A 20,260-nucleotide genomic window follows, 5' to 3' on the forward strand; every position below is an offset into this window, starting at 1 on the left:
GGCCATTTGCTGCCGGTGAACGGTGCTGTGGATTCGGCGCCGGCGGCCTGCAATCCTGCTAACTTAGAAGGCGTGTCAGAACTCAACGATCTCGAATCCCAGCAGAACGACCCCTCCTTCGCCAATGTTTGGCAGGAGCTCAAATGGCGCGGCCTGGTCCATGTCTCCACTGATGAAGCGGAACTGGAAAAGCTCCTCGCCGGCGAGCCGGTCACCTATTACTGCGGCTTCGACCCCACTGCACCAAGCCTGCACCTGGGGAACCTTGTTCAGCTGCTGCTGATGCGGCGGCTGCAGCTTGCCGGCCACAAGCCGCTTGGCCTGGTGGGCGGTTCCACCGGCCTGATTGGTGATCCGCGGCCCACGGCCGAGCGCACGCTCAACACCAAGGACACCGTGACCGAGTGGGTGGGCTACCTGCAGGCACAGGTCCGCCGCTTCCTGAGCTTTGAAGGGGCCAATTCTGCCCGAATGGTCAACAACCTTGACTGGACAGCGCCGCTGAGTGCCATTGATTTCCTGCGCGAGATCGGCAAGCACTACCGGGTGGGGACCATGCTCCGCAAGGATGCCGTCGCCTCCAGGCTCAACTCCGAGGAAGGCATCAGCTACACGGAGTTCAGCTACCAGATCCTGCAGGGTATGGATTACCTCCAGCTTTTCCGTGACTACGGCTGCGTCCTGCAGACGGGTGGCTCGGACCAGTGGGGCAACCTCACCAGCGGCACGGAGCTGATCCGCAAGGTGGAGGGCAAGACCGTCCATGCCCTGGGCACGCCGCTGATCACCAATTCCGATGGCACCAAGTTCGGCAAGAGCGAAGGCAACGCGATCTGGCTCGACGCCGGCATGTGCAGCCCTTACGCCTTCTACCAGTTCTGGCTGAATACTGCCGACGCCGACGTTGTGGACAGGCTTAAAGTCTTCACGTTCCTGAGCAGGGCCGAGATCGAAGCCCTCGGTGCGGCAGTTGCGGAGCGCCCGTTCGCTCGCGAAGGCCAGCGGAAACTGGCGTTTGAGGTGACTTCGCTGGTCCACGGCGTGGAGGCGACCGAGAAGGTTATTGCCGCTTCCGCCGCTCTCTTCGGAAACGGGGACCTTACTGCGCTGGACAGGCAGACCCTCGAAGCGGCCACCTCTGAGCTTCCTTCCGCCAGGATCCAGGTGGACGGCATGGGCATCGTGGATCTGCTGGTTGCCTCAGGCCTTTCCGAGAGCAAGTCCGCAGCCCGCCGCACAGTGGGGGAAGGCGGAGCATATGTGAACAACGAGAAAGTCTCCGATCCGGAAGCTGTGATTTCCGAATCGGAACTGCTTCATGGCCAGTACCTGTTGCTGCGCCGGGGGAAGAAGAACCTGGCAACCGTGGAAGTCCTGGTTCCCTAGTTTTTTCCCTGCTTGCACGCTCCTCCGCAGCCGATTTGCACGGCCGCGGGGGAGCGTGTAATGTCTTCTGAGTCGCCGCCGCTGAGTGGTGACAACCCCCTTCACAAGAGAAGCAATTCTTCATGTGCACAGCACGGAAATGATGAAAAGCTTCACTTTCTGATGGGCGGATTCATTCCACAAAGTGAACATCGGGAAAATAACCCGGATTTGCAAAGTGAATATGAATGAAATAAGCTAGAAACATCGCAGCGAAGAAATACGAAATAACAATTCATTGAATATGAATTGATTCGGGAATATTCGAATGTGTCTGTTGTTTGAGAACTCAATAGTGTGCCAAGTTTGTTGATACCGGTTTATTTTATATGAATTGGTTGAATTTGCCGGACTGACCACCCCGTGGTTGGTTTGGTTTTTACAGCTGGTTTCAAATTTTGTGCAGCCGTTTTATCCCGTTTTCCCGGGGTTGGTGGTTGTGTCTGTTTTTGTTTTACTTCAACGGAGAGTTTGATCCTGGCTCAGGATGAACGCTGGCGGCGTGCTTAACACATGCAAGTCGAACGATGAAGCCCACTTGTGGGTGGATTAGTGGCGAACGGGTGAGTAACACGTGAGTAACCTGCCCTTAACTCTGGGATAAGCCTGGGAAACTGGGTCTAATACCGGATATGACTCCTCATCGCATGGTGGGGGGTGGAAAGCTTTTTGTGGTTTTGGATGGACTCGCGGCCTATCAGCTTGTTGGTGAGGTAATGGCTCACCAAGGCGACGACGGGTAGCCGGCCTGAGAGGGTGACCGGCCACACTGGGACTGAGACACGGCCCAGACTCCTACGGGAGGCAGCAGTGGGGAATATTGCACAATGGGCGAAAGCCTGATGCAGCGACGCCGCGTGAGGGATGACGGCCTTCGGGTTGTAAACCTCTTTCAGTAGGGAAGAAGCGAAAGTGACGGTACCTGCAGAAGAAGCGCCGGCTAACTACGTGCCAGCAGCCGCGGTAATACGTAGGGCGCAAGCGTTATCCGGAATTATTGGGCGTAAAGAGCTCGTAGGCGGTTTGTCGCGTCTGCCGTGAAAGTCCGGGGCTCAACTCCGGATCTGCGGTGGGTACGGGCAGACTAGAGTGATGTAGGGGAGACTGGAATTCCTGGTGTAGCGGTGAAATGCGCAGATATCAGGAGGAACACCGATGGCGAAGGCAGGTCTCTGGGCATTAACTGACGCTGAGGAGCGAAAGCATGGGGAGCGAACAGGATTAGATACCCTGGTAGTCCATGCCGTAAACGTTGGGCACTAGGTGTGGGGGACATTCCACGTTTTCCGCGCCGTAGCTAACGCATTAAGTGCCCCGCCTGGGGAGTACGGCCGCAAGGCTAAAACTCAAAGGAATTGACGGGGGCCCGCACAAGCGGCGGAGCATGCGGATTAATTCGATGCAACGCGAAGAACCTTACCAAGGCTTGACATGGACCGGATCGCCGCAGAAATGTGGTTTCCCCTTTGGGGCCGGTTCACAGGTGGTGCATGGTTGTCGTCAGCTCGTGTCGTGAGATGTTGGGTTAAGTCCCGCAACGAGCGCAACCCTCGTTCTATGTTGCCAGCGCGTGATGGCGGGGACTCATAGGAGACTGCCGGGGTCAACTCGGAGGAAGGTGGGGACGACGTCAAATCATCATGCCCCTTATGTCTTGGGCTTCACGCATGCTACAATGGCCGGTACAAAGGGTTGCGATACTGTGAGGTGGAGCTAATCCCAAAAAGCCGGTCTCAGTTCGGATTGGGGTCTGCAACTCGACCCCATGAAGTCGGAGTCGCTAGTAATCGCAGATCAGCAACGCTGCGGTGAATACGTTCCCGGGCCTTGTACACACCGCCCGTCAAGTCACGAAAGTTGGTAACACCCGAAGCCGGTGGCCTAACCCCTTGTGGGAGGGAGCTGTCGAAGGTGGGACTGGCGATTGGGACTAAGTCGTAACAAGGTAGCCGTACCGGAAGGTGCGGCTGGATCACCTCCTTTCTAAGGAGCACCTACAAACCATTGCCGCGTGTATGCGTGGTGGGGGTTTGTCAGGAGTATATGCCCGTTGCGCAGACGCAAGTTCTGCGGCGGGTGCTCATGGGTGGAATATCAACAAATAGGTGCCTGGTGGCACGGACCGTTTGCTAGTACGGATGCTTTGTTTTTCCTTTGGGGAGAGCGGGTGTCCTGGAACGCGGATGGATCGGGTTGCTGGGTAGTGTTTGGCACACTGTTGGGTCCTGAGGCAACAGGGCCGGGGAAAAGATCATGGTTTTGGCTGTGGTGTGTTTTTTCCGGGTTTGTTTGTTTCTGGTTTCCTGGCTGCACCGATCGCACGGTTGCCCTTTTGGGGGTGTGTGTGGGGTGTGTGGTTTGGGGTTGTTGTTTGAGAACTACATAGTGGACGCGAGCATCTTTTATAAGAAGCAATTTCCAAGAATATGAACCTGGATCTGGCTGCGCTGTTGATGCCCTTTGGGGTGTTGGGGTGTGGTTGGTTTTCATGGTTCTCTCGTAAATTACTGATTGATCTTTTGTGGTCAAGTTTTTAAGAGCACACGGTGGATGCCTTGGCATTAGGAGCCGAAGAAGGACGTAGGAATCTGCGATAAGCCTGGGGGAGTCGATAACCGGACTGTGATCCCAGGGTGTCCGAATGGGGAAACCCCGCCAGACGCGCGAGTGATCTGGTGACCCGCATCTGAACACATAGGGTGCGTGGAGGGAACGCGGGGAAGTGAAACATCTCAGTACCCGCAGGAAGAGAAAACAATAGTGATTCCGTGAGTAGTGGCGAGCGAAAGCGGATCAGGCTAAACCGTTCCATGTGTGATAGCCGGCGGGCGTTGCATGGTCGGGGTTGTGGGACTTTCCGTTCTGTCTCTGCCGGGACAGTGGGGTGTGATGTGCAGGCATAGGTGAACGGTCTTGAAAGGCCGGCCAGAGAGGGTGGGAGCCCCGTAACCGAAATGTTTTGTACCGCCTGGAGAGTATCCCAAGTAGCACGGGGCCCGAGAAATCCCGTGCGAATCTGTCAGGACCACCTGATAAGCCTAAATACTCCCTAATGACCGATAGCGGACCAGTACCGTGAGGGAAAGGTGAAAAGTACCCCGGGAGGGGAGTGAAACAGTACCTGAAACCGTGTGCTTACAATCCGTCGGAGCAGCCTTGTAGCTGTGACGGCGTGCCTTTTGAAGAATGAGCCTGCGAGTTAGTGTTACGTCGCGAGGTTAACCCGTGTGGGGAAGCCGTAGCGAAAGCGAGTCTGAATAGGGCGTTGCAGTGGCGTGATCTAGACCCGAAGCGAAGTGATCTACCCATGGCCAGGTTGAAGCGACGGTAAGACGTCGTGGAGGACCGAACCCACTTCAGTTGAAAATGGAGGGGATGAGCTGTGGGTAGGGGTGAAAGGCCAATCAAACTTCGTGATAGCTGGTTCTCCCCGAAATGCATTTAGGTGCAGCGTTGCGTGTTTCTTACCGGAGGTAGAGCTACTGGATGGCTAATGGGCCCTACAAGGTTACTGACGTCAGCCAAACTCCGAATGCCGGTAAGTGAGAGCGCAGCAGTGAGACTGTGGGGGATAAGCTTCATAGTCGAGAGGGAAACAGCCCAGACCACCAACTAAGGCCCCTAAGCGTGTGCTAAGTGGGAAAGGATGTGGAGTTGCGAAGACAACCAGGAGGTTGGCTTAGAAGCAGCCATCCTTAAAAGAGTGCGTAATAGCTCACTGGTCAAGTGATTCCGCGCCGACAATGTAGCGGGGCTCAAGTACACCGCCGAAGTTGTGGCATTCAGATATTAGCTAAGCCCTTGTGGTTCAGGCGTCTGGATGGGTAGGGGAGCGTCGTGTGGGCAGTGAAGTCGCGGTGTAAACCAGCGGTGGAGCCTACACGAGTGAGAATGCAGGCATGAGTAGCGAAAGACGGGTGAGAAACCCGTCCGCCGAATGATCAAGGGTTCCAGGGTCAAGCTAATCTGCCCTGGGTAAGTCGGGACCTAAGGCGAGGCCGACAGGCGTAGTCGATGGACAACGGGTTGATATTCCCGTACCGGCGAAAAACCGTCCATGCTGAACAGGGGATACTAACTGCCCGAGACCTGCCCGATCACCCTTGTGGTGTGAGGGTTTTGGTGGAGCGCGGGACCTGATCCTGGGAGGTAAGCGTATTAACAGGTGTGACGCAGGAAGGTAGCCAAGCCGGGCGATGGTTGTCCCGGTCTAAGGATGTAGGGCGAACGGTAGGCAAATCCGCTGTTCATGATGCCTGAGATCTGATGGGACCCCCTCACGGGGGGATTTGGTGATCCTATGCTGCCGAGAAAAGCATCGACGCGAGGTTTTAGCCGCCCGTACCCCAAACCGACACAGGTGATCAGGTAGAGAATACTAAGGCGATCGAGAGAATTATGGTTAAGGAACTCGGCAAAATGCCCCCGTAACTTCGGGAGAAGGGGGGCCCCAACCTTGATGGACACATGCTGTCCGGAGGGGATCGGGGCCGCAGAGACCAGGGGGAAGCGACTGTTTACTAAAAACACAGGTCCGTGCGAAGTCGCAAGACGATGTATACGGACTGACTCCTGCCCGGTGCTGGAAGGTTAAGAGGACCGGTTAGCCTCACGGCGAAGCTGAGAATTCAAGCCCCAGTAAACGGCGGTGGTAACTATAACCATCCTAAGGTAGCGAAATTCCTTGTCGGGTAAGTTCCGACCTGCACGAATGGAGTAACGACTTCCCCGCTGTCTCAACCATAAACTCGGCGAAATTGCAGTACGAGTAAAGATGCTCGTTACGCGCAGCAGGACGGAAAGACCCCGAGACCTTTACTATAGTTTGGTATTGGTGTTCGGAGTGGCTTGTGTAGGATAGGTGGGAGACGTTGAAGCCCGGACGCCAGTTCGGGTGGAGTCATCGTTGAAATACCACTCTGGTCACTTTGGACATCTAACTTCGGCCCGTAATCCGGGTCAGGGACAGTGCCTGATGGGTAGTTTAACTGGGGCGGTTGCCTCCTAAAAAGTAACGGAGGCGCCCAAAGGTTCCCTCAGCCTGGTTGGCAATCAGGTGTCGAGTGTAAGTGCACAAGGGAGCTTGACTGTGAGAGAGACATCTCGAGCAGGGACGAAAGTCGGGACTAGTGATCCGGCGGTACATTGTGGAATGGCCGTCGCTCAACGGATAAAAGGTACCTCGGGGATAACAGGCTGATCTTGCCCAAGAGTCCATATCGACGGCATGGTTTGGCACCTCGATGTCGGCTCGTCGCATCCTGGGGCTGGAGTAGGTCCCAAGGGTTGGGCTGTTCGCCCATTAAAGCGGTACGCGAGCTGGGTTTAGAACGTCGTGAGACAGTTCGGTCCCTATCCGCTGCGCGCGCAGGAAATTTGAGAAGGGCTGTCCTTAGTACGAGAGGACCGGGACGGACGAACCTCTGGTGTGTCAGTTGTACTGCCAAGTGCACCGCTGATTAGCTACGTTCGGATGGGATAACCGCTGAAAGCATCTAAGCGGGAAGCTCGCTTCGAGATGAGATTTCCATACACCTTGTGTGTGAGAGGCCCCCAGCCAGACCACTGGGTTGATAGGCCGGATGTGGAAGCGAGGACTAACGACTCGTGAAGCTGACCGGTACTAATAGGCCGATAACTTACACCACACACCAATGCGTGAACGGCATTCAAAAGACGTTCACACCAAGCATCGGTAAAAAGATAACAAGACTGCTTGCGTCCACTATGTGGTTCCCAAACAACAAACCAAACCGGTTACGTTGCTTGAGGAACAAAACTAAATAACAACACCACAACTGCCTTAACCGGCAGAGCATGTTGTAACCAGACTTCCCACCCCCACACAGGGGGACGGGTACAAGGGTTACGGCGGTCATAGCGTGGGGGAAACGCCCGGTCCCATTCCGAACCCGGAAGCTAAGACCCACAGCGCCGATGGTACTGCACCCGGGAGGGTGTGGGAGAGTAGGACACCGCCGGACAATCATTAGGCTCAGGCCCCGACACACACATGTCGGGGCCTGACCCATTTAACACACGAAACCGGATATCCGCGTGAACCGGGTCGCGAACGGGGCCGGCAGCCCACCGGGGCCGCCGTGCGGCTGGGAAACAGCAGCAGACGAGGATCGTCCTGCCGAGTGTGAAGATTCCCACGACGGCAGGCATATCGTCATCTCTGTCCTGGGGGGTTGGGCGCCTCGCCTAGAATTGATTCAGATGTACGGACCTGGAAGCGCTTTATTTTCGGGTTGCGTAGGACAACGAAATACGGAAAAGAGCGGCTGCGATTGCGCCAGTGGTCGGCTCATAACAGGAGGAATCCCACATGGCTGAGCACAATGGCGGCAACCGCGGCGGAAATGACCGCGGTCCCTTCCGCGGCACGAACAACTCCGGCGGAGAACCGCGGGGATTCCGTTCCAGGGAAAACCGCGAAAGCACAGATGGTCCACGGCGCGGTGCCGGTTCCGGAGAGCGTAAGCCGTTCAGCGGTGGCGGCGACCGGAAGCCGTACGGTGACCGTGACAACAAGCCTTATGGTGACCGTCCGCGACGTGAGGGCGATGGTGAACGCAGCAGCTTCGGTGGCGGAGAGCGTAAGCCCTTCAGTGGTGGCGGCGAGCGGAAGCCGTACGGTGACCGTGACAACAAGCCTTATGGTGACCGTCCGCGCCGTGAAGGTGATGGTGAACGCCGCAGCTTCGGCGCCGGCGAGCGTAAGCCTTACGGCGGTGGCGCCGGTGGCGAACGCAAGCCTTACGGCGAGCGGAAGCCGTACGGTGACCGTGACAACAAGCCTTATGGTGACCGTCCGCGCCGCGAGGGCGATGGCGAACGCCGCAGCTTCGGTGGCGGCGAGCGTAAGCCCTTCAGCGGTGGCGGCGAGCGTAAGCCCTACGGTGACCGTGACAACAAGCCTTATGGTGACCGTCCGCGCCGCGAGGGCGATGGCGAACGCCGCAGCTTCGGCGCCGGCGACCGTAAGCCCTACGGCGGAGGCGCCGGCGGCGAACGCAAGCCCTACGGCGAGCGGAAGCCCTACGGTGACCGTGACAACAAGCCGTACGGTGACCGTCCGCGCCGCGAAGGTGATGGCGAACGCCGCAGCTATTCGGGGGGCGAAAACCGGAAGCCCTTTGGTGACCGCCAGGACAGGGCACCGCGCACTTTCGACCGCAGCGATTCAGGCCCGCGCCAGTTTGGACGCGACCGTCCGGAAGACCGTCCGGCACGTGTGCCCAACGCGCGCGACCTCCGCAGCGCCAACCGGCCGGACCGCGAACGCTCTCCGGAGATCGACGAGGACGTCACGGGCAAGGAGCTTGACCGCGCCACCCAGCATCAGATTAAGACCCTCGAAGACAAGAGCGCGGAGTGGGTGGCCCGTCACCTGGTGATGGCCGGCCGGCTGATCGACGACGAGCCGGAGCTTGCTTTCCAGCACGCCCTGGCCGCGAGCCGTCGTGGCGGCAGGCTTGCCGCCGTCCGCGAGGCTGTTGGCCTCACGGCCTATGCCGCAGGACACTACGGTGAAGCGTTGAGGGAATTCAGGACCTACCGCCGCATCAGCGGCTCAAACGTCCACTTGCCGGTGATGGCAGACTGTGAACGCGGCCTGGGCCGCCCGGACCGTGCCCTCGACGTGGTCCGATCCGAGGAAGCCAAGGACCTGGACGCTCCGGGTAAGGCTGAGCTGGCCATCGTGGCTGCCGGAGCACGCACCGATCTTGGCCAGCTGGATGCCGCCGTTGCTGAGCTGGAGATCCCGCAGCTTGATATCAACCGCGCTTTCTCGTACAGCCCCCGCCTGTTCCGTGCCTACGCCAATGCTCTGTCCGCAGTAGGCCGCGAGGCCGAGGCGGCCAAATGGGAGAAGCAGGCCGTTGTGGCCGAAAACGCCTTGGGCCTGGGCGCAGAGGAAGAGCCGGACATCCTGGACCTGGGCTGGGACGAGGAAGAAGAAGCCCGCGAGGATGCGGACCGCCGTCGCCTGATGGAACGCACTTCAAGCGAATCCAGCAGATCAACCGAATCCAGCAGATCAACCGAATCCAGCAGATCAACCGAATCCAGCACATCAACCGCAGCCGCCACGTCAACCGCAGCCGCCACCCTGTCCGAGGCAGTGGGGCCCGCTTCCGCTCCCGAAACAACCGGCGTGGACTCATCGGTTGATGACGCCGAATCAGACTTCTTCGAGTCGGATGACGCGGAATCGGATGAGGATTCCCTTGAACCAGACGAATTCGAGTCCGATGAACTCGAGTCCGATGAACTCGAGTCCGATGAACTCGAATCAGACGAACTCGAATCAGGTGAACCCAAGTCGGATGAACCTGCATTCGAGGGATCGGGATCTGACGAAGCTGAATCCATTGACGCCGGACAGGCCGACGACGAGGCTGCAGGTGACACCGAGAGCCGGGAACACTAGTCCGGATGGCTGCCGCTTCTCTGATTTCCCGGTTCGACGCCTTGCTGGCCGACCTGGACGGGGTAGTCTACGCCGGTCCGCACGCGGTTCCGGGAGCTGTTGATTCGCTTCAGCAGCTGGCCGGACTGGGCGTGGGCCTGGGCTATGTCACCAACAACGCCTCGCGTACGCCTGCCCAGGTTGCCGCCCATCTCAGGGAGCTGGGCGCGCCTGCCGAAGACGAGCAGGTGGTCAGTTCCTCGCAGGCCGCCGCGGAATTGCTTGCCTCGGTGCTTGCCCCCGCTTCCCGCGTCCTGATCACGGGAAGCCCGGCGCTTGCCCAGGAAATTGAACTCGTGGGCCTGACCCCTGTCTGGAGCCAGGATGAGGACCCGGTGGCGGTGGTCCAGGGCTTCAACCCCGCGATCGGCTGGAAGGACCTCGCCGAGGCCGCCTACGTGGTTGCCGCCGGCGCCCTCTGGGTGGCGACCAACACTGACATGTCCATCCCGCAGGCACGCGGCATAGCTCCCGGAAACGGCACGCTGGTAGCCGCGGTAGCCGCTGCAACCGGACAGAAGCCAAGAGTCGCCGGAAAACCGGAGGCTCCGCTGTTCCACACCGCCGCGAAGCGGCTTGCCTCTGACCGCCCGCTGGTGGTGGGCGACCGGCTGGACACCGACATCCTGGGCGGGAACAACGCCGGCTTTGCCACGGTGGCCGTCCTGACCGGCGTCGATACCAGGGAGACCATCCTGGCCGCCAGGACTGCCGAACGCCCCAACTACCTGATCAACTCGCTTTCGGACCTGCACCAGCCTTATCCGGCGATCGAAAACGCCGATGGGGTCTACCGCTGCGGCGCCTCCAGCGCGGTGGCCCTCGACGGCACCGTGAGGGTTGAGGGTAACGAGGATGACCTGGACTCCTGGCGGGCCGCCTGCGCCGCCTGGTGGGCCGCCGTGCCGGAGACAGCAGAGGCATACGCGCCCAGGCTTGAGTGGCTGGGTCACTAGACTGGTGCCATGACTGAGCTGAACGAAGAGCACCAGGCAGCCCAGCCCACTCCGGAATGGCCCGAAACCACGCCGGGGGACATTGGGGATCCTTCCGTCGAAGCCATCGTGGCTCCGCTGGACAGCCTCAGGGACCAGCCGGTGGCCGATCATGACGCTGTCTACGCTGAACTCCATGATGCCCTGCTGGAATCCCTGAACGAGGATGCCCCGTCAGCGAATGGTGGACAGTGACCATGGCACGGCTCGACCAGGCACTGGTGGCCCGGGGCCTGGCAAGGTCACGCACGCACGCCGCCGCTTTGATCGCTGAAGGAAAAGTCAGTTCCGCCGGGCAGGTGTTGTCCAAGGCATCAGTGCAGGTCTCCGAGGACAAGGACCTGGCGGTGGAGCACAGCGAAGAGGACACCTATGTGAGCAGGGCCGGGCACAAACTTGCCGGGGCACTGGATGCGTTCCCCGCGATCACTGTTGCAGGCAAGAGGTGCCTTGACGCCGGCGCCTCCACCGGCGGTTTCACGGAGGTCCTGCTTAGGCGCGGTGCAGCCCATGTAGTGGCCGTCGACGTCGGGCACGGGCAGTTGGTGCCGCAGCTCAGAAGCGACCCCCGGGTAGCAGTCCACGAGGGACTCAACGTCCGCTACATGTCTCCGGCGGATATCGGTGGGCCCGCCGCACTGACCGTCGCTGACCTCTCCTTCATTTCGTTGACCCTGGTGGTTCTCCCGCTGGCCCTGTGCACCGAGCCGGGCGGAGACCTGGTACTGATGGTCAAGCCCCAGTTCGAGATCGGCAAGGACCGCCTGGCCCGCACCGGGGTAGTGAATTCTGAACGTGAACGCCGGATGGCGGTGGAGAAAGTCGCCATCGCCGCGCTCGACGCCGGACTCGATTTATGCGGCTTGGCGGCCAGTCCCTTGCCGGGTCAGGACGGAAACGTCGAGTACTTCCTGTGGATAAGACGCAGGATCGGCCAAGACTTGCCTAAGATCGAAGAGCGCGACGCAGCCATTGCTGCTTTGCTTGGACGTCTTTGGCCGAACCACTAGAAAGCGGAATCCCGATGAGCAGGCGAGTACTTGTCCTTGCCCACACTGGCCGCGAGGAATCACTGAAGGCCGCCTGGGAAGCCTGCGCCCAGCTGCACGCCTCGGGAATTGTGCCAGTGATGCAGGAGTCCGAGCACGGCGACATGGAACGCTTTTTCGGGCACCTGAGCCAACCGGTGGAAATCCTGCACGACCATGTGCAACTGCCTGATGTCGAGCTGGTCATGGTCCTCGGTGGTGACGGCACCATCCTGCGTGCCGCCGAACTGGTGCGGGAAGTGGATGTGCCCCTCCTGGGCGTTAACCTGGGCCACGTCGGATTCCTGGCCGAAAGCGAGCGTGCGGACCTCGCACAGACCGTTGAATGGATCGCGCGCCGGGATTACACGGTGGAAGAACGCATGACCATCGATGTGCAGGTCTGGGTCAGGGGTCAAAAGATTTGGCACACGTGGGCCCTGAACGAAGCCGCGATCGAAAAGGGAAACCGCGAACGCATGCTGGAGGTGGTCACGGAGGTGGACGAGCGCCCGCTGACTTCCTTTGGCTGTGACGGCGTGGTCATGGCCACCCCCACCGGCTCCACGGCCTATGCGTTCTCAGCCGGCGGCCCGGTGGTCTGGCCGGAGGTCGAAGCCTTGGTCATCGTTCCCATCAGTGCGCACGCCCTGTTCGCCAAACCGCTGGTGGTGTCGCCGCGGTCCAGGCTGGCGGTCGAGGTCCTCAACCGCACCGACGCGCAGGGGGTTCTGTGGTGCGACGGCCGCCGTTCCGTGGACCTGCCTCCCGGAGCACGCGTGGAAGTGACAAAATCGGCCACCCCGGTCCGTTTGGCCCGGACCCACCGCACGCCCTTCTCCGCAAGGCTGGTCCGGAAGTTCGAGCTTCCCATCCACGGCTGGCGGGGTCCCGTTCCACGGGCTGAAGCCATCCACACCGGGCCCATTCCCATCATCAGGACGCCCCGCCCCATGGCACCGCTCCAGGTTTCCCATGGGGAGCGCCCTGATGAAGAAACCGATCCGTCAACCGCAAAGTGAATCATGCTTGAAGAACTGAGAATCCGCGATCTGGGCGTCATCACCGACGCCACGCTGCCGCTGGGCCCCGGTCTGAGCGTAGTGACCGGCGAGACAGGTGCCGGAAAAACAATGGTGGTCACCGCCGTCGGACTCCTGCTGGGGGCACGGTCCGACGCCGGTGCGGTCCGGAGCGGGGCGAAAAGTGCCACCGCCGAAGCAGTCATCAGGCTGGAATCCGGCCATCCGGCCGTTGCGCGTGCGGTCGACGCCGGCGCCGACGTCGAGGAGTTCGACGGCGGTGCTGAACTTCTCCTCGCCCGGCGCCTGGGCTCGGACGGCCGGAGCCGGGCATTCCTTGGCGGACGCGCCGCCCCGGTGGGCGTCCTGGCGGAGATAGGCGAAACCCTTGTGGTGGTCCATGGCCAGTCGGACCAGATCCGGCTGAAGGGCGCAGCCGCCCAACGGGGCGCCCTGGACAAGTTTGCCGGCCCGGGCCTCGCCGCGGAGCTGGGCACCTACCAAAGCCTGTACAGCCACTGGAAGTCCATCCAGGCGGAGCTGGACACGTTGCGCAGCGCCGCCCGCGACAGGCTCCGTGAAGCCGAATCCCTGGAGATCGCGCTGGTCGAAATTGACGAGGTGGACCCGCAGCCGGGGGAGGACGAGTCACTCAAGGCAGAGGCCGTGAAGCTGGCGAACGTGGAAGAGCTGAGGATCGCTGCAAGCACGGCCCACCAGGCCCTGATCGCCGAGGACTTTGGCGATGCCGGCGACGCCACCACCATGGTGGACGCCGCGAAACGCACCCTGGAGCACGTGGCTGAGCACGACGGTGAACTGGGCGCGGCCGCTGCCCGGCTGGCGGAAGTCGGCTTCCTGCTCAACGACATCGCCACGGAGCTGGCCAGCTATCAGGCCGGCCTGGATTCGGAGGGGCCCGAGCGGCTCGCCGAGATCGAGGACCGCCGGGCGGCCTTGGCCAAGCTGGTCCGCAAATACGCGCCCAGCATCGACGAAGTGCTGGTCTGGGCGGAAAACGCGCGGGTCCGGTTTGATGAGCTGCAGGACGACTCCACGCGGATCGAATCTCTCGACGCCGACGTTGTCCGGACTGAGGCGGACCTGCGGAAGCAGGCTGCAGCCATCAGCAAAATCCGGGCCAGGGCGGCAAAGGAACTCTCCGCCCGCGTCAGTTCAGAGCTGAAAGCGCTGGCCATGGCCGATGCCACCCTGGTGATCACCTTGGAAGCCACCGGTCAGCTGGGGCCGCACGGCGTTGATGAGATTTCGTTCCTGCTCCAGCCACACGCCGGAGCCCCCGCAAGGCCGCTCGGCAAGGGTGCCTCCGGCGGTGAACTTTCCCGCGTGATGCTTGCCATTGAAGTGGTCCTGGCGGCCGTGGACCCCGTCCCCACCTTCGTGTTCGACGAGGTGGACGCCGGTGTCGGCGGACGGGCCGCCGTCGAAATCGGCCGCCGGCTGGCCATGCTGGCACAGCACGTGCAGGTCCTGGTGGTCACCCACCTGCCGCAGGTGGCAGCCTTCGCCGACCAGCACATCACCGTCACCAAAACGTCCGTCCGGGGAGCCGACGGCGGCACGGCCTCCGGTTTCACCTCCAGTGACGTCAAACTCCTGGACGGCCCGGAACGGGTCCGCGAGCTCGCCCGGATGCTGGCTGGCCAGGAGGACTCCGAATCGGCCCAGGCGCACGCGCAGGAACTTCTCGACGACGCAAAACTGCTTCCACAGCGCGCCTAGCTGCCTCTGACTGCCGTGGGGGCAGGTCCGGTCAGGGACCAGATGTAAGGCGGCGGATGGCCCGCGCCATCATCGCGTGCACCACCAGCGGATGGAGCAGCCGCACCGGCAGAAAGTACAGGCGGCCCCGCCAGCCTTTCAGGTGCACGGCCGTTGTCACCCGCAGAAGGCGCGCGCCGGCGTCGTAGGCCACCCCGCAGCGGAAGTCCAGGTGCGTGTCATCCGCGCTGATCAGGGCCTCCTCGCCTTGAACCTTCGAGACGGCAAAGACGCCGGCGGGGGCCCTGTTGATACCCACCAGCCCGACGACGGCCTGCCGCACGCCCAGGAGGGCTGTCACCCATGCGGGCATGGATTTCAACGAGAACAGTGTTTCCGCCCACGTTCGGGGATCGGACGGGCATTCCCGTTGTCCAACAGGGACTGGGAGAACAATCACATCCGCGTAGTCCGGTGCAGGGATGGAGCTGAACGCCATCGAGCGGAAGACCGGATTCATTTCGACGCCGTTGCGGCCTGGCTCAGGCGCCGGCGCGTTTTTCGGGTCAGGGAGGTTGGTCACCCCTTGATCGTAGGGCCTTCCGCCCGGCACACTTGATCATTTGGGGAAACAGTTCCCGACCCGTGGAAGGCGCATTTGATGATAGGCTCGAATTCCGTGGTGCAGCGATCAAATTCCCGTGTAAATTCCCGGTTCCCGGGCTCGTCCAAGACGACCAAACACATCTTCGTAACCGGTGGTGTGGCGTCCTCGCTCGGTAAGGGACTGACGGCCTCGAGCCTCGGTCACCTCCTGCGGGCACGCGGTTTGTCTGTAACTATGCAGAAGCTGGATCCCTACCTGAACGTGGATCCGGGCACGATGAACCCCTTCCAGCACGGCGAAGTCTTCGTCACGGACGACGGCGCCGAGACAGACCTGGACATCGGACACTACGAACGTTTCCTTGACGAAAACCTCGAGGGCTCGGCCAACGTAACTACCGGTCAAATCTATTCCACCGTCATCGCCAAGGAACGCCGCGGCGAATACCTGGGCGACACCGTTCAGGTCATCCCGCACATCACCGATGAAATCAAGCGCCGGATGCGGCTGCCCGCGGAGGGCAAGAATGCCCCGGACGTCATCATCACCGAGATCGGCGGCACGGTGGGAGACATCGAGTCCCAGCCGTTCCTCGAATCAGCCCGCCAGGTCCGCCAGGACGTGGGCCGCGGCAACGTCTTTTTCCTCCATGTCTCTCTGGTTCCCTACATCGGACCCTCCCAGGAGCTCAAGACCAAGCCCACGCAGCACTCCGTGGCGGCCCTGCGTTCCATCGGCATCCAGCCTGAAGCAATCGTGATCCGTTCGGACCGTGAAGTGCCCGACGCCATGCGCGAAAAGATCGGCCGCATGTGCGATGTTGACATCGACGCCGTGGTGAACGCTGCGGACGCGCCCAGCATCTACGACATCCCCAAGACCCTGCACTCCCAGGGCCTGGATTCCTACATCGTCCGGGCCCTGGACCTGCCGTTCAAGGACGTCGACTGGACCAGCTGGGACAAGCTGCTCGAGGCCGTGCACAATCCGAAACACCACGTGGAAATAGCGCTGGTGGGCAAGTACATCGACCTCCCGGACGCCTACCTCTCGGTGACGGAAGCCCTCCGTGCCGGCGGTTTTGCCAACGACACCAAAGTCAAGATCCGTTGGGTCCCGTCGGACGAGTGCGAAACGCACGAAGGTGCCATCGCCTCCCTGGGCGGTGTGGACGCCATCTGCGTGCCCGGCGGCTTCGGCATCCGTGGACTTGAAGGCAAACTCGGTGCCCTGAAATTCGCACGCGAAACCAAGCTGCCGGTCCTGGGCCTCTGCCTCGGCCTGCAGTGCATGGTGATCGAATATGCCCGGAACGTGGTGGGCCTGGACGGCGCATCCTCCAGCGAATTCGAACCCGACTCCAAGTACCCCGTGATTGCCACCATGGAGGAGCAGCTGGACATCGTCGAGGGCAAGGGTGACCTGGGCGGCACCATGCGCCTGGGGCTGTACGAGGCCAAACTCGACGCCGGTTCCGTGATCGCGGAGACCTACGGAAAGACCACCGTCAGCGAGCGGCACCGCCACCGCTACGAGGTCAACAACAAGTACCGCGACCAGATCGCCGCGGAGGGTCTGGTCTTCTCGGGGACGTCTCCCGATGGCAAGCTCGTTGAATACGTAGAGCTGCCCCGCGAGGTACACCCGTACTATGTGGCAACCCAGGCCCATCCTGAGCTGAGCTCGCGCCCCACCAGGCCGCATCCGCTCTTCTCCGGCCTGGTCAAGGCGGCGCTTGCCCACCAGGAGGGCCCGGACCTCACGGCCGCCACGCAGGCCACCGGGGCAGGCATTGACGCGCCTCCGGCCAAACCGTCACGTACGGTTGCTGCACAGTAGTTTTTTCGCATAGCAGGAGGACGGCGCGATGCCCGGTAAGTCTGAAACCACCCATGCTGCACGGCAGGTTTCGGATGCACCGAGCCCGCGCCGTCTTCTGTCTACCGAGAAGGTCTACGAAGGCCGGATCTGGGACGTGGTCAGCGACAGCTTCCAGCTGAGCGAGAGCGGTGAGGCTCTGACCCGGGACTACATCGAGCATCCCGGCGCCGTGGCGGTACTGCCGATGAACGAAGCGGGCGAGATCCTGCTGCTGAAGCAGTACCGGCATCCTGTCGGGATGGATCTCTGGGAAATTCCGGCCGGCCTGCTGGACGTCGAGGGGGAGGACTTCGTGGTGGGGGCCGCCCGGGAGCTTGCGGAAGAAGCGGACCTCGCGGCCGGAACCTGGAACGTCCTTGCTGATTTCTTCAATTCGCCCGGTTCCTCCAGTGAAGCCATCAGGATCTACCTTGCCCGCGACCTTATCGAGGTGCCTCACCATGAGCGCCACGAGCGGATGGACGAGGAAGCGGAAATTGAGTTCCACTGGATCGCCCTCGACGACGCCGTGGCCGCAGTCCTGGCAGGGCAGCTCCATAACCCGTCCGCCGTCGTGGGCATCCTTGCAGCAGCGGCAGCGCGTGCTGCCGGCTTTGCCCGGCTCCGCCCCGCTGATTCACCCTGGCCTGCCCACCCCAGCCAGCGTTGATGCCGCAAAGCATCGCGGCGGACGCCGCCGCACCAGTCTCCCCGGTAGCTGATAAGGCGCCTGCACCGTCCAATCCGCAGACCGCCATCGACCGTGCCATCACGGAGTACCTGCAGCATATGAGCGTCGAACGGGGACTGGCGTCCAACACCCTTTCCGCCTACCGCCGGGACCTCACCCGGTACTCCCGCTACCTGGCGGGGGCGGGCTGCCAGAGCCCGGACCAGGTCACCCGGCATCATGTCACGGGGTATGTCCAGGCCCTCTCTGACGGTTCCGACGGCGGGACTGCCCTGGGCGTCAGGTCCGCCGCCAGGACAGTAGTGGCGGTTCGCGGCCTGCATAAGTTCTGGGCCCTGGAAGGACTGACCACCACGGACCCCGCGAGTGATGTCCATCCGCCCATGCCCGGCAAGAGGCTGCCCAAGGCGATCAGCGTGGATGAGGTCACCCGGATCCTTGAAGCAGCCGGCACGGACACCGCCACCGGCCTCCGGGACCGTGCCCTGCTGGAATTCCTGTACTCCACCGGGGCAAGGATCAGCGAGGCAGTTGGCCTTGATGTGGACGACATCTCACTCCAGGAGGCAGAGGCCGGCCCCGCGATCGTCCGGCTCTTTGGCAAGGGCTCGAAGGAACGGCTGGTGCCGCTGGGATCCTACGGCGCGCGAGCCCTGGACGCCTACCTGGTACGAGGCCGTCCGCTGCTGGCAGCAAAAGGCAAAGGCACACCGGCGCTGTTCCTGAACGCCCGGGGTGGAAGGATCAGCCGCCAGAGCGCCTGGACCATCCTCAAGGCAGCCGCGGACAAAGCCAACATCACCAAGGCTGTCTCGCCGCACACTCTCCGCCACTCGTTTGCCACCCACCTCCTGGAAGGCGGCGCGGATGTCAGGGTTGTCCAGGAACTGCTGGGCCACGCTTCAGTGACCACCACGCAGGTCTACACCCTGGTCACCGCCGATACGCTCCGCGAAATCTATGCGGCAGCGCACCCCCGCGCTTTGGGGTGACCACAGGATTTTGCAGCACCCCTGGGTCCCGCGAAAGTTTTTCCGCAGGGGTGTAATAAACACTGCACCTCGGGACACTTAGTGGTTTAACAACCATCGTCATCCGATGCCGGGGGGAACATTATGTTGGCAGCCAGTGAACATGACTTCATGGATCTGCACACTCAGCATTTCACGCGCGTCTACCGCTACATTGCCTACCGCATCAATGACCTGCCGCGCGCCGAGGAACTGGCGGCAGACGTCTTCAGGATCGCCTGGGAGAAGCAGCCGGTGGAACCGCCCGGCATCGGCTGGCTGCTCGCCACCGCCCGGAGAGTCCTCAGCAACGAGTACAAGGGCCGCCGTCGCCGCCTTGAACTCATCGATCGGCTGAAGGACCAGGCCCGCATCTAGGCTCCGGGCTCCGAGGATGACCAGCAGGCCGCTGTGGCCGAGGTCCTGTTACAGCTCAAGGACCGGGACCGGGAGGTCCTGATGCTCAGCTACTGGGACGATCTGAGCACCGCCGAACTGGCCCAGACGCTGGGCTGTTCCCCCTCGGCGGCTGCCGTCCGCCTTCACCGGGCCCGCCGGGCATTCGCCAGCGCAGCCCCAGCGCAACTCATGACAGAACGGAAGGGCTAGCCATGGACCGGATCGAACAGCTCATGAAGGATGCCAAGCCACTGGTGGGGGAGCCACGAACCGCTGCGGCAGCTGCAGCCGCCCGCTCCGCCGTCTTCACTGATGACCCCAATGTGGTTCCGCTGTCAGGGCACAGGGCCGCCCGCCGGGCAGGTATCCGCGCGGCAGTTGTCGCAGTCGCGGCCGCGTCGGTGGTCGGAGCCGTTGTCCTTGCCGGCGGAATGGGGGCGCCGCAGCCGGGCCCCGCGCCCGCAGCCACCACCAACGCCATAACTGCTCCAAGCACCGCCACCCCGCCCCCGTCGAGTCCCACCGCCACGGCCACAGCACCTCCTCCTGCCACAGCACTTCCGGGCGTTACAGCCCAGCCAGCGCTGACCACCGGCGGCGTCCCGTGCGTCGTTGCCAACATTGACCAGCCCGCGAATACGCCGGCCAGGACCATCGGGCCGATCGCCGAAACGGAGCAGGGCTATTACACCGTGCTGGGCTGCGCCGAAGGTTGGCTGGCCTACTCGGTTTCAGACGACGGCACCAGGGCACTTCAGCTCGACGGCGGAAACGCCTGGTACCGCATCGCCAAGCTGCAAAATGGCAGGTTTGTCTTTGACGTTCAGGCGCCCTGGTCCACGGTTTTCAGCTGGGAATTCCACGCCCTCAACAATGATGTCTCGCAAAACGGTCAACGGGTGACTGCGCAGGAAGCGATGGACCAGGAATTCGCTCAGAAAGGCATCCCCGTTGAGCTCCGCCCGCAACTTGTGGGACAAGGCCCGGCCGACGCCTCCTGAGCAGCACTTTCGCCGTGCACT

15 protein-coding genes and 3 rRNA genes are annotated in these 20,260 nt (G+C 61.8%); 17 read left to right on the forward strand and 1 reads right to left on the reverse strand.

Annotation, left to right across the window (positions count from 1 at the left end; genetic code table 11):
* Positions 1-72: 72 nt before the first annotated feature.
* The 11 genes from tyrS (at position 73) to recN (ending at position 14,692) form a co-directional block, all read left to right on the forward strand.
* On the forward strand, positions 73-1,386 hold the full coding sequence (tyrS, locus tag M1E17_RS08195; protein WP_457966681.1) for a tyrosine--tRNA ligase: 1,314 nt from the start codon (positions 73-75) through the stop codon (positions 1,384-1,386).
* A 60-nt stretch (positions 1,387-1,446) separates the two neighbouring features.
* Entirely contained in the window at positions 1,447-1,617 is a 171-nt protein-coding gene (locus M1E17_RS08200) for a hypothetical protein (protein WP_267278527.1), read from the forward strand.
* Positions 1,618-1,884: 267 nt separating this feature from the next.
* A 16S ribosomal RNA gene (locus M1E17_RS08205) occupies positions 1,885-3,408 on the forward strand.
* A 540-nt stretch (positions 3,409-3,948) separates the two neighbouring features.
* Positions 3,949-7,073 (forward strand): 23S ribosomal RNA (locus M1E17_RS08210).
* Positions 7,074-7,292: 219 nt separating this feature from the next.
* A 5S ribosomal RNA gene (rrf, locus tag M1E17_RS08215) occupies positions 7,293-7,409 on the forward strand.
* The 16S, 23S and 5S rRNA genes sit together here, the layout of an rRNA operon.
* Before the next feature lie 347 nt (positions 7,410-7,756).
* Positions 7,757-9,865 (forward strand): hypothetical protein, encoded by a 2,109-nt coding sequence (locus M1E17_RS08220; protein WP_457966682.1) that lies wholly within the window; start codon positions 7,757-7,759, stop codon positions 9,863-9,865.
* Between the two features lie 5 nt (positions 9,866-9,870).
* Positions 9,871-10,860, forward strand: a complete 990-nt coding sequence (locus M1E17_RS08225; RefSeq protein WP_457966683.1) for an HAD-IIA family hydrolase — start codon at positions 9,871-9,873, stop codon at positions 10,858-10,860.
* Between the two features lie 9 nt (positions 10,861-10,869).
* Positions 10,870-11,094, forward strand: coding sequence for a hypothetical protein (locus M1E17_RS08230; RefSeq protein ID WP_457966684.1), 225 nt, complete (start codon positions 10,870-10,872; stop codon positions 11,092-11,094).
* Positions 11,095-11,096: 2 nt separating this feature from the next.
* The gene (locus M1E17_RS08235) at positions 11,097-11,909 is read left to right on the forward strand and encodes a TlyA family RNA methyltransferase (protein WP_457966685.1); all 813 of its coding nucleotides are present in this window, start codon (positions 11,097-11,099) and stop codon (positions 11,907-11,909) included.
* A 14-nt stretch (positions 11,910-11,923) separates the two neighbouring features.
* On the forward strand, positions 11,924-12,949 hold the full coding sequence (locus M1E17_RS08240; protein WP_457966686.1) for an NAD kinase: 1,026 nt from the start codon (positions 11,924-11,926) through the stop codon (positions 12,947-12,949).
* A gap of 3 nt (positions 12,950-12,952) precedes the next feature.
* A complete protein-coding gene (recN, locus tag M1E17_RS08245) occupies positions 12,953-14,692 on the forward strand; it encodes a DNA repair protein RecN (protein ID WP_457966687.1) in 1,740 nt (579 codons plus the stop codon).
* A gap of 31 nt (positions 14,693-14,723) precedes the next feature.
* Here recN and M1E17_RS08250 read toward each other — a convergent pair whose 3' ends face one another.
* A complete protein-coding gene (locus M1E17_RS08250) occupies positions 14,724-15,254 on the reverse strand; it encodes a DUF2867 domain-containing protein (protein WP_457966688.1) in 531 nt (176 codons plus the stop codon).
* A 78-nt stretch (positions 15,255-15,332) separates the two neighbouring features.
* Here M1E17_RS08250 and M1E17_RS08255 point away from each other — a divergent pair, with 78 nt between their 5' ends.
* The 6 genes from M1E17_RS08255 to M1E17_RS08280 all read left to right on the forward strand — a co-directional run bounded on the left by M1E17_RS08255 (position 15,333) and on the right by M1E17_RS08280 (position 20,239).
* Positions 15,333-17,117, forward strand: a complete 1,785-nt coding sequence (locus tag M1E17_RS08255; RefSeq protein WP_457966689.1) for a CTP synthase — start codon at positions 15,333-15,335, stop codon at positions 17,115-17,117.
* A gap of 28 nt (positions 17,118-17,145) precedes the next feature.
* On the forward strand, positions 17,146-17,808 hold the full coding sequence (locus M1E17_RS08260; RefSeq protein ID WP_457966690.1) for an NUDIX domain-containing protein: 663 nt from the start codon (positions 17,146-17,148) through the stop codon (positions 17,806-17,808).
* Positions 17,808-18,821, forward strand: coding sequence for a site-specific tyrosine recombinase XerD (gene xerD / locus M1E17_RS08265; RefSeq protein WP_457966691.1), 1,014 nt, complete (start codon positions 17,808-17,810; stop codon positions 18,819-18,821). Before M1E17_RS08260 ends, xerD begins: the two co-directional genes overlap by 1 nt.
* A 150-nt stretch (positions 18,822-18,971) precedes the next feature.
* Positions 18,972-19,217: an RNA polymerase sigma factor gene (locus tag M1E17_RS08270; protein WP_457966692.1), complete on the forward strand. Its 246-nt coding sequence runs from the start codon at positions 18,972-18,974 to the stop codon at positions 19,215-19,217.
* Between the two features lie 33 nt (positions 19,218-19,250).
* Positions 19,251-19,448, forward strand: a complete 198-nt coding sequence (locus M1E17_RS08275) for an RNA polymerase sigma factor (RefSeq protein ID WP_457966693.1) — start codon at positions 19,251-19,253, stop codon at positions 19,446-19,448.
* 2 nt (positions 19,449-19,450) lie between these two features.
* Positions 19,451-20,239 carry a hypothetical protein gene (locus M1E17_RS08280; RefSeq protein WP_457966694.1) on the forward strand — a complete coding sequence of 263 codons (789 nt, stop codon included), beginning with the start codon at positions 19,451-19,453 and terminating at the stop codon, positions 20,237-20,239.
* Positions 20,240-20,260 lie beyond the last annotated feature (21 nt).

The sequence above is a fragment of the Arthrobacter sp. D1-29 genome (genome assembly GCF_054130585.1).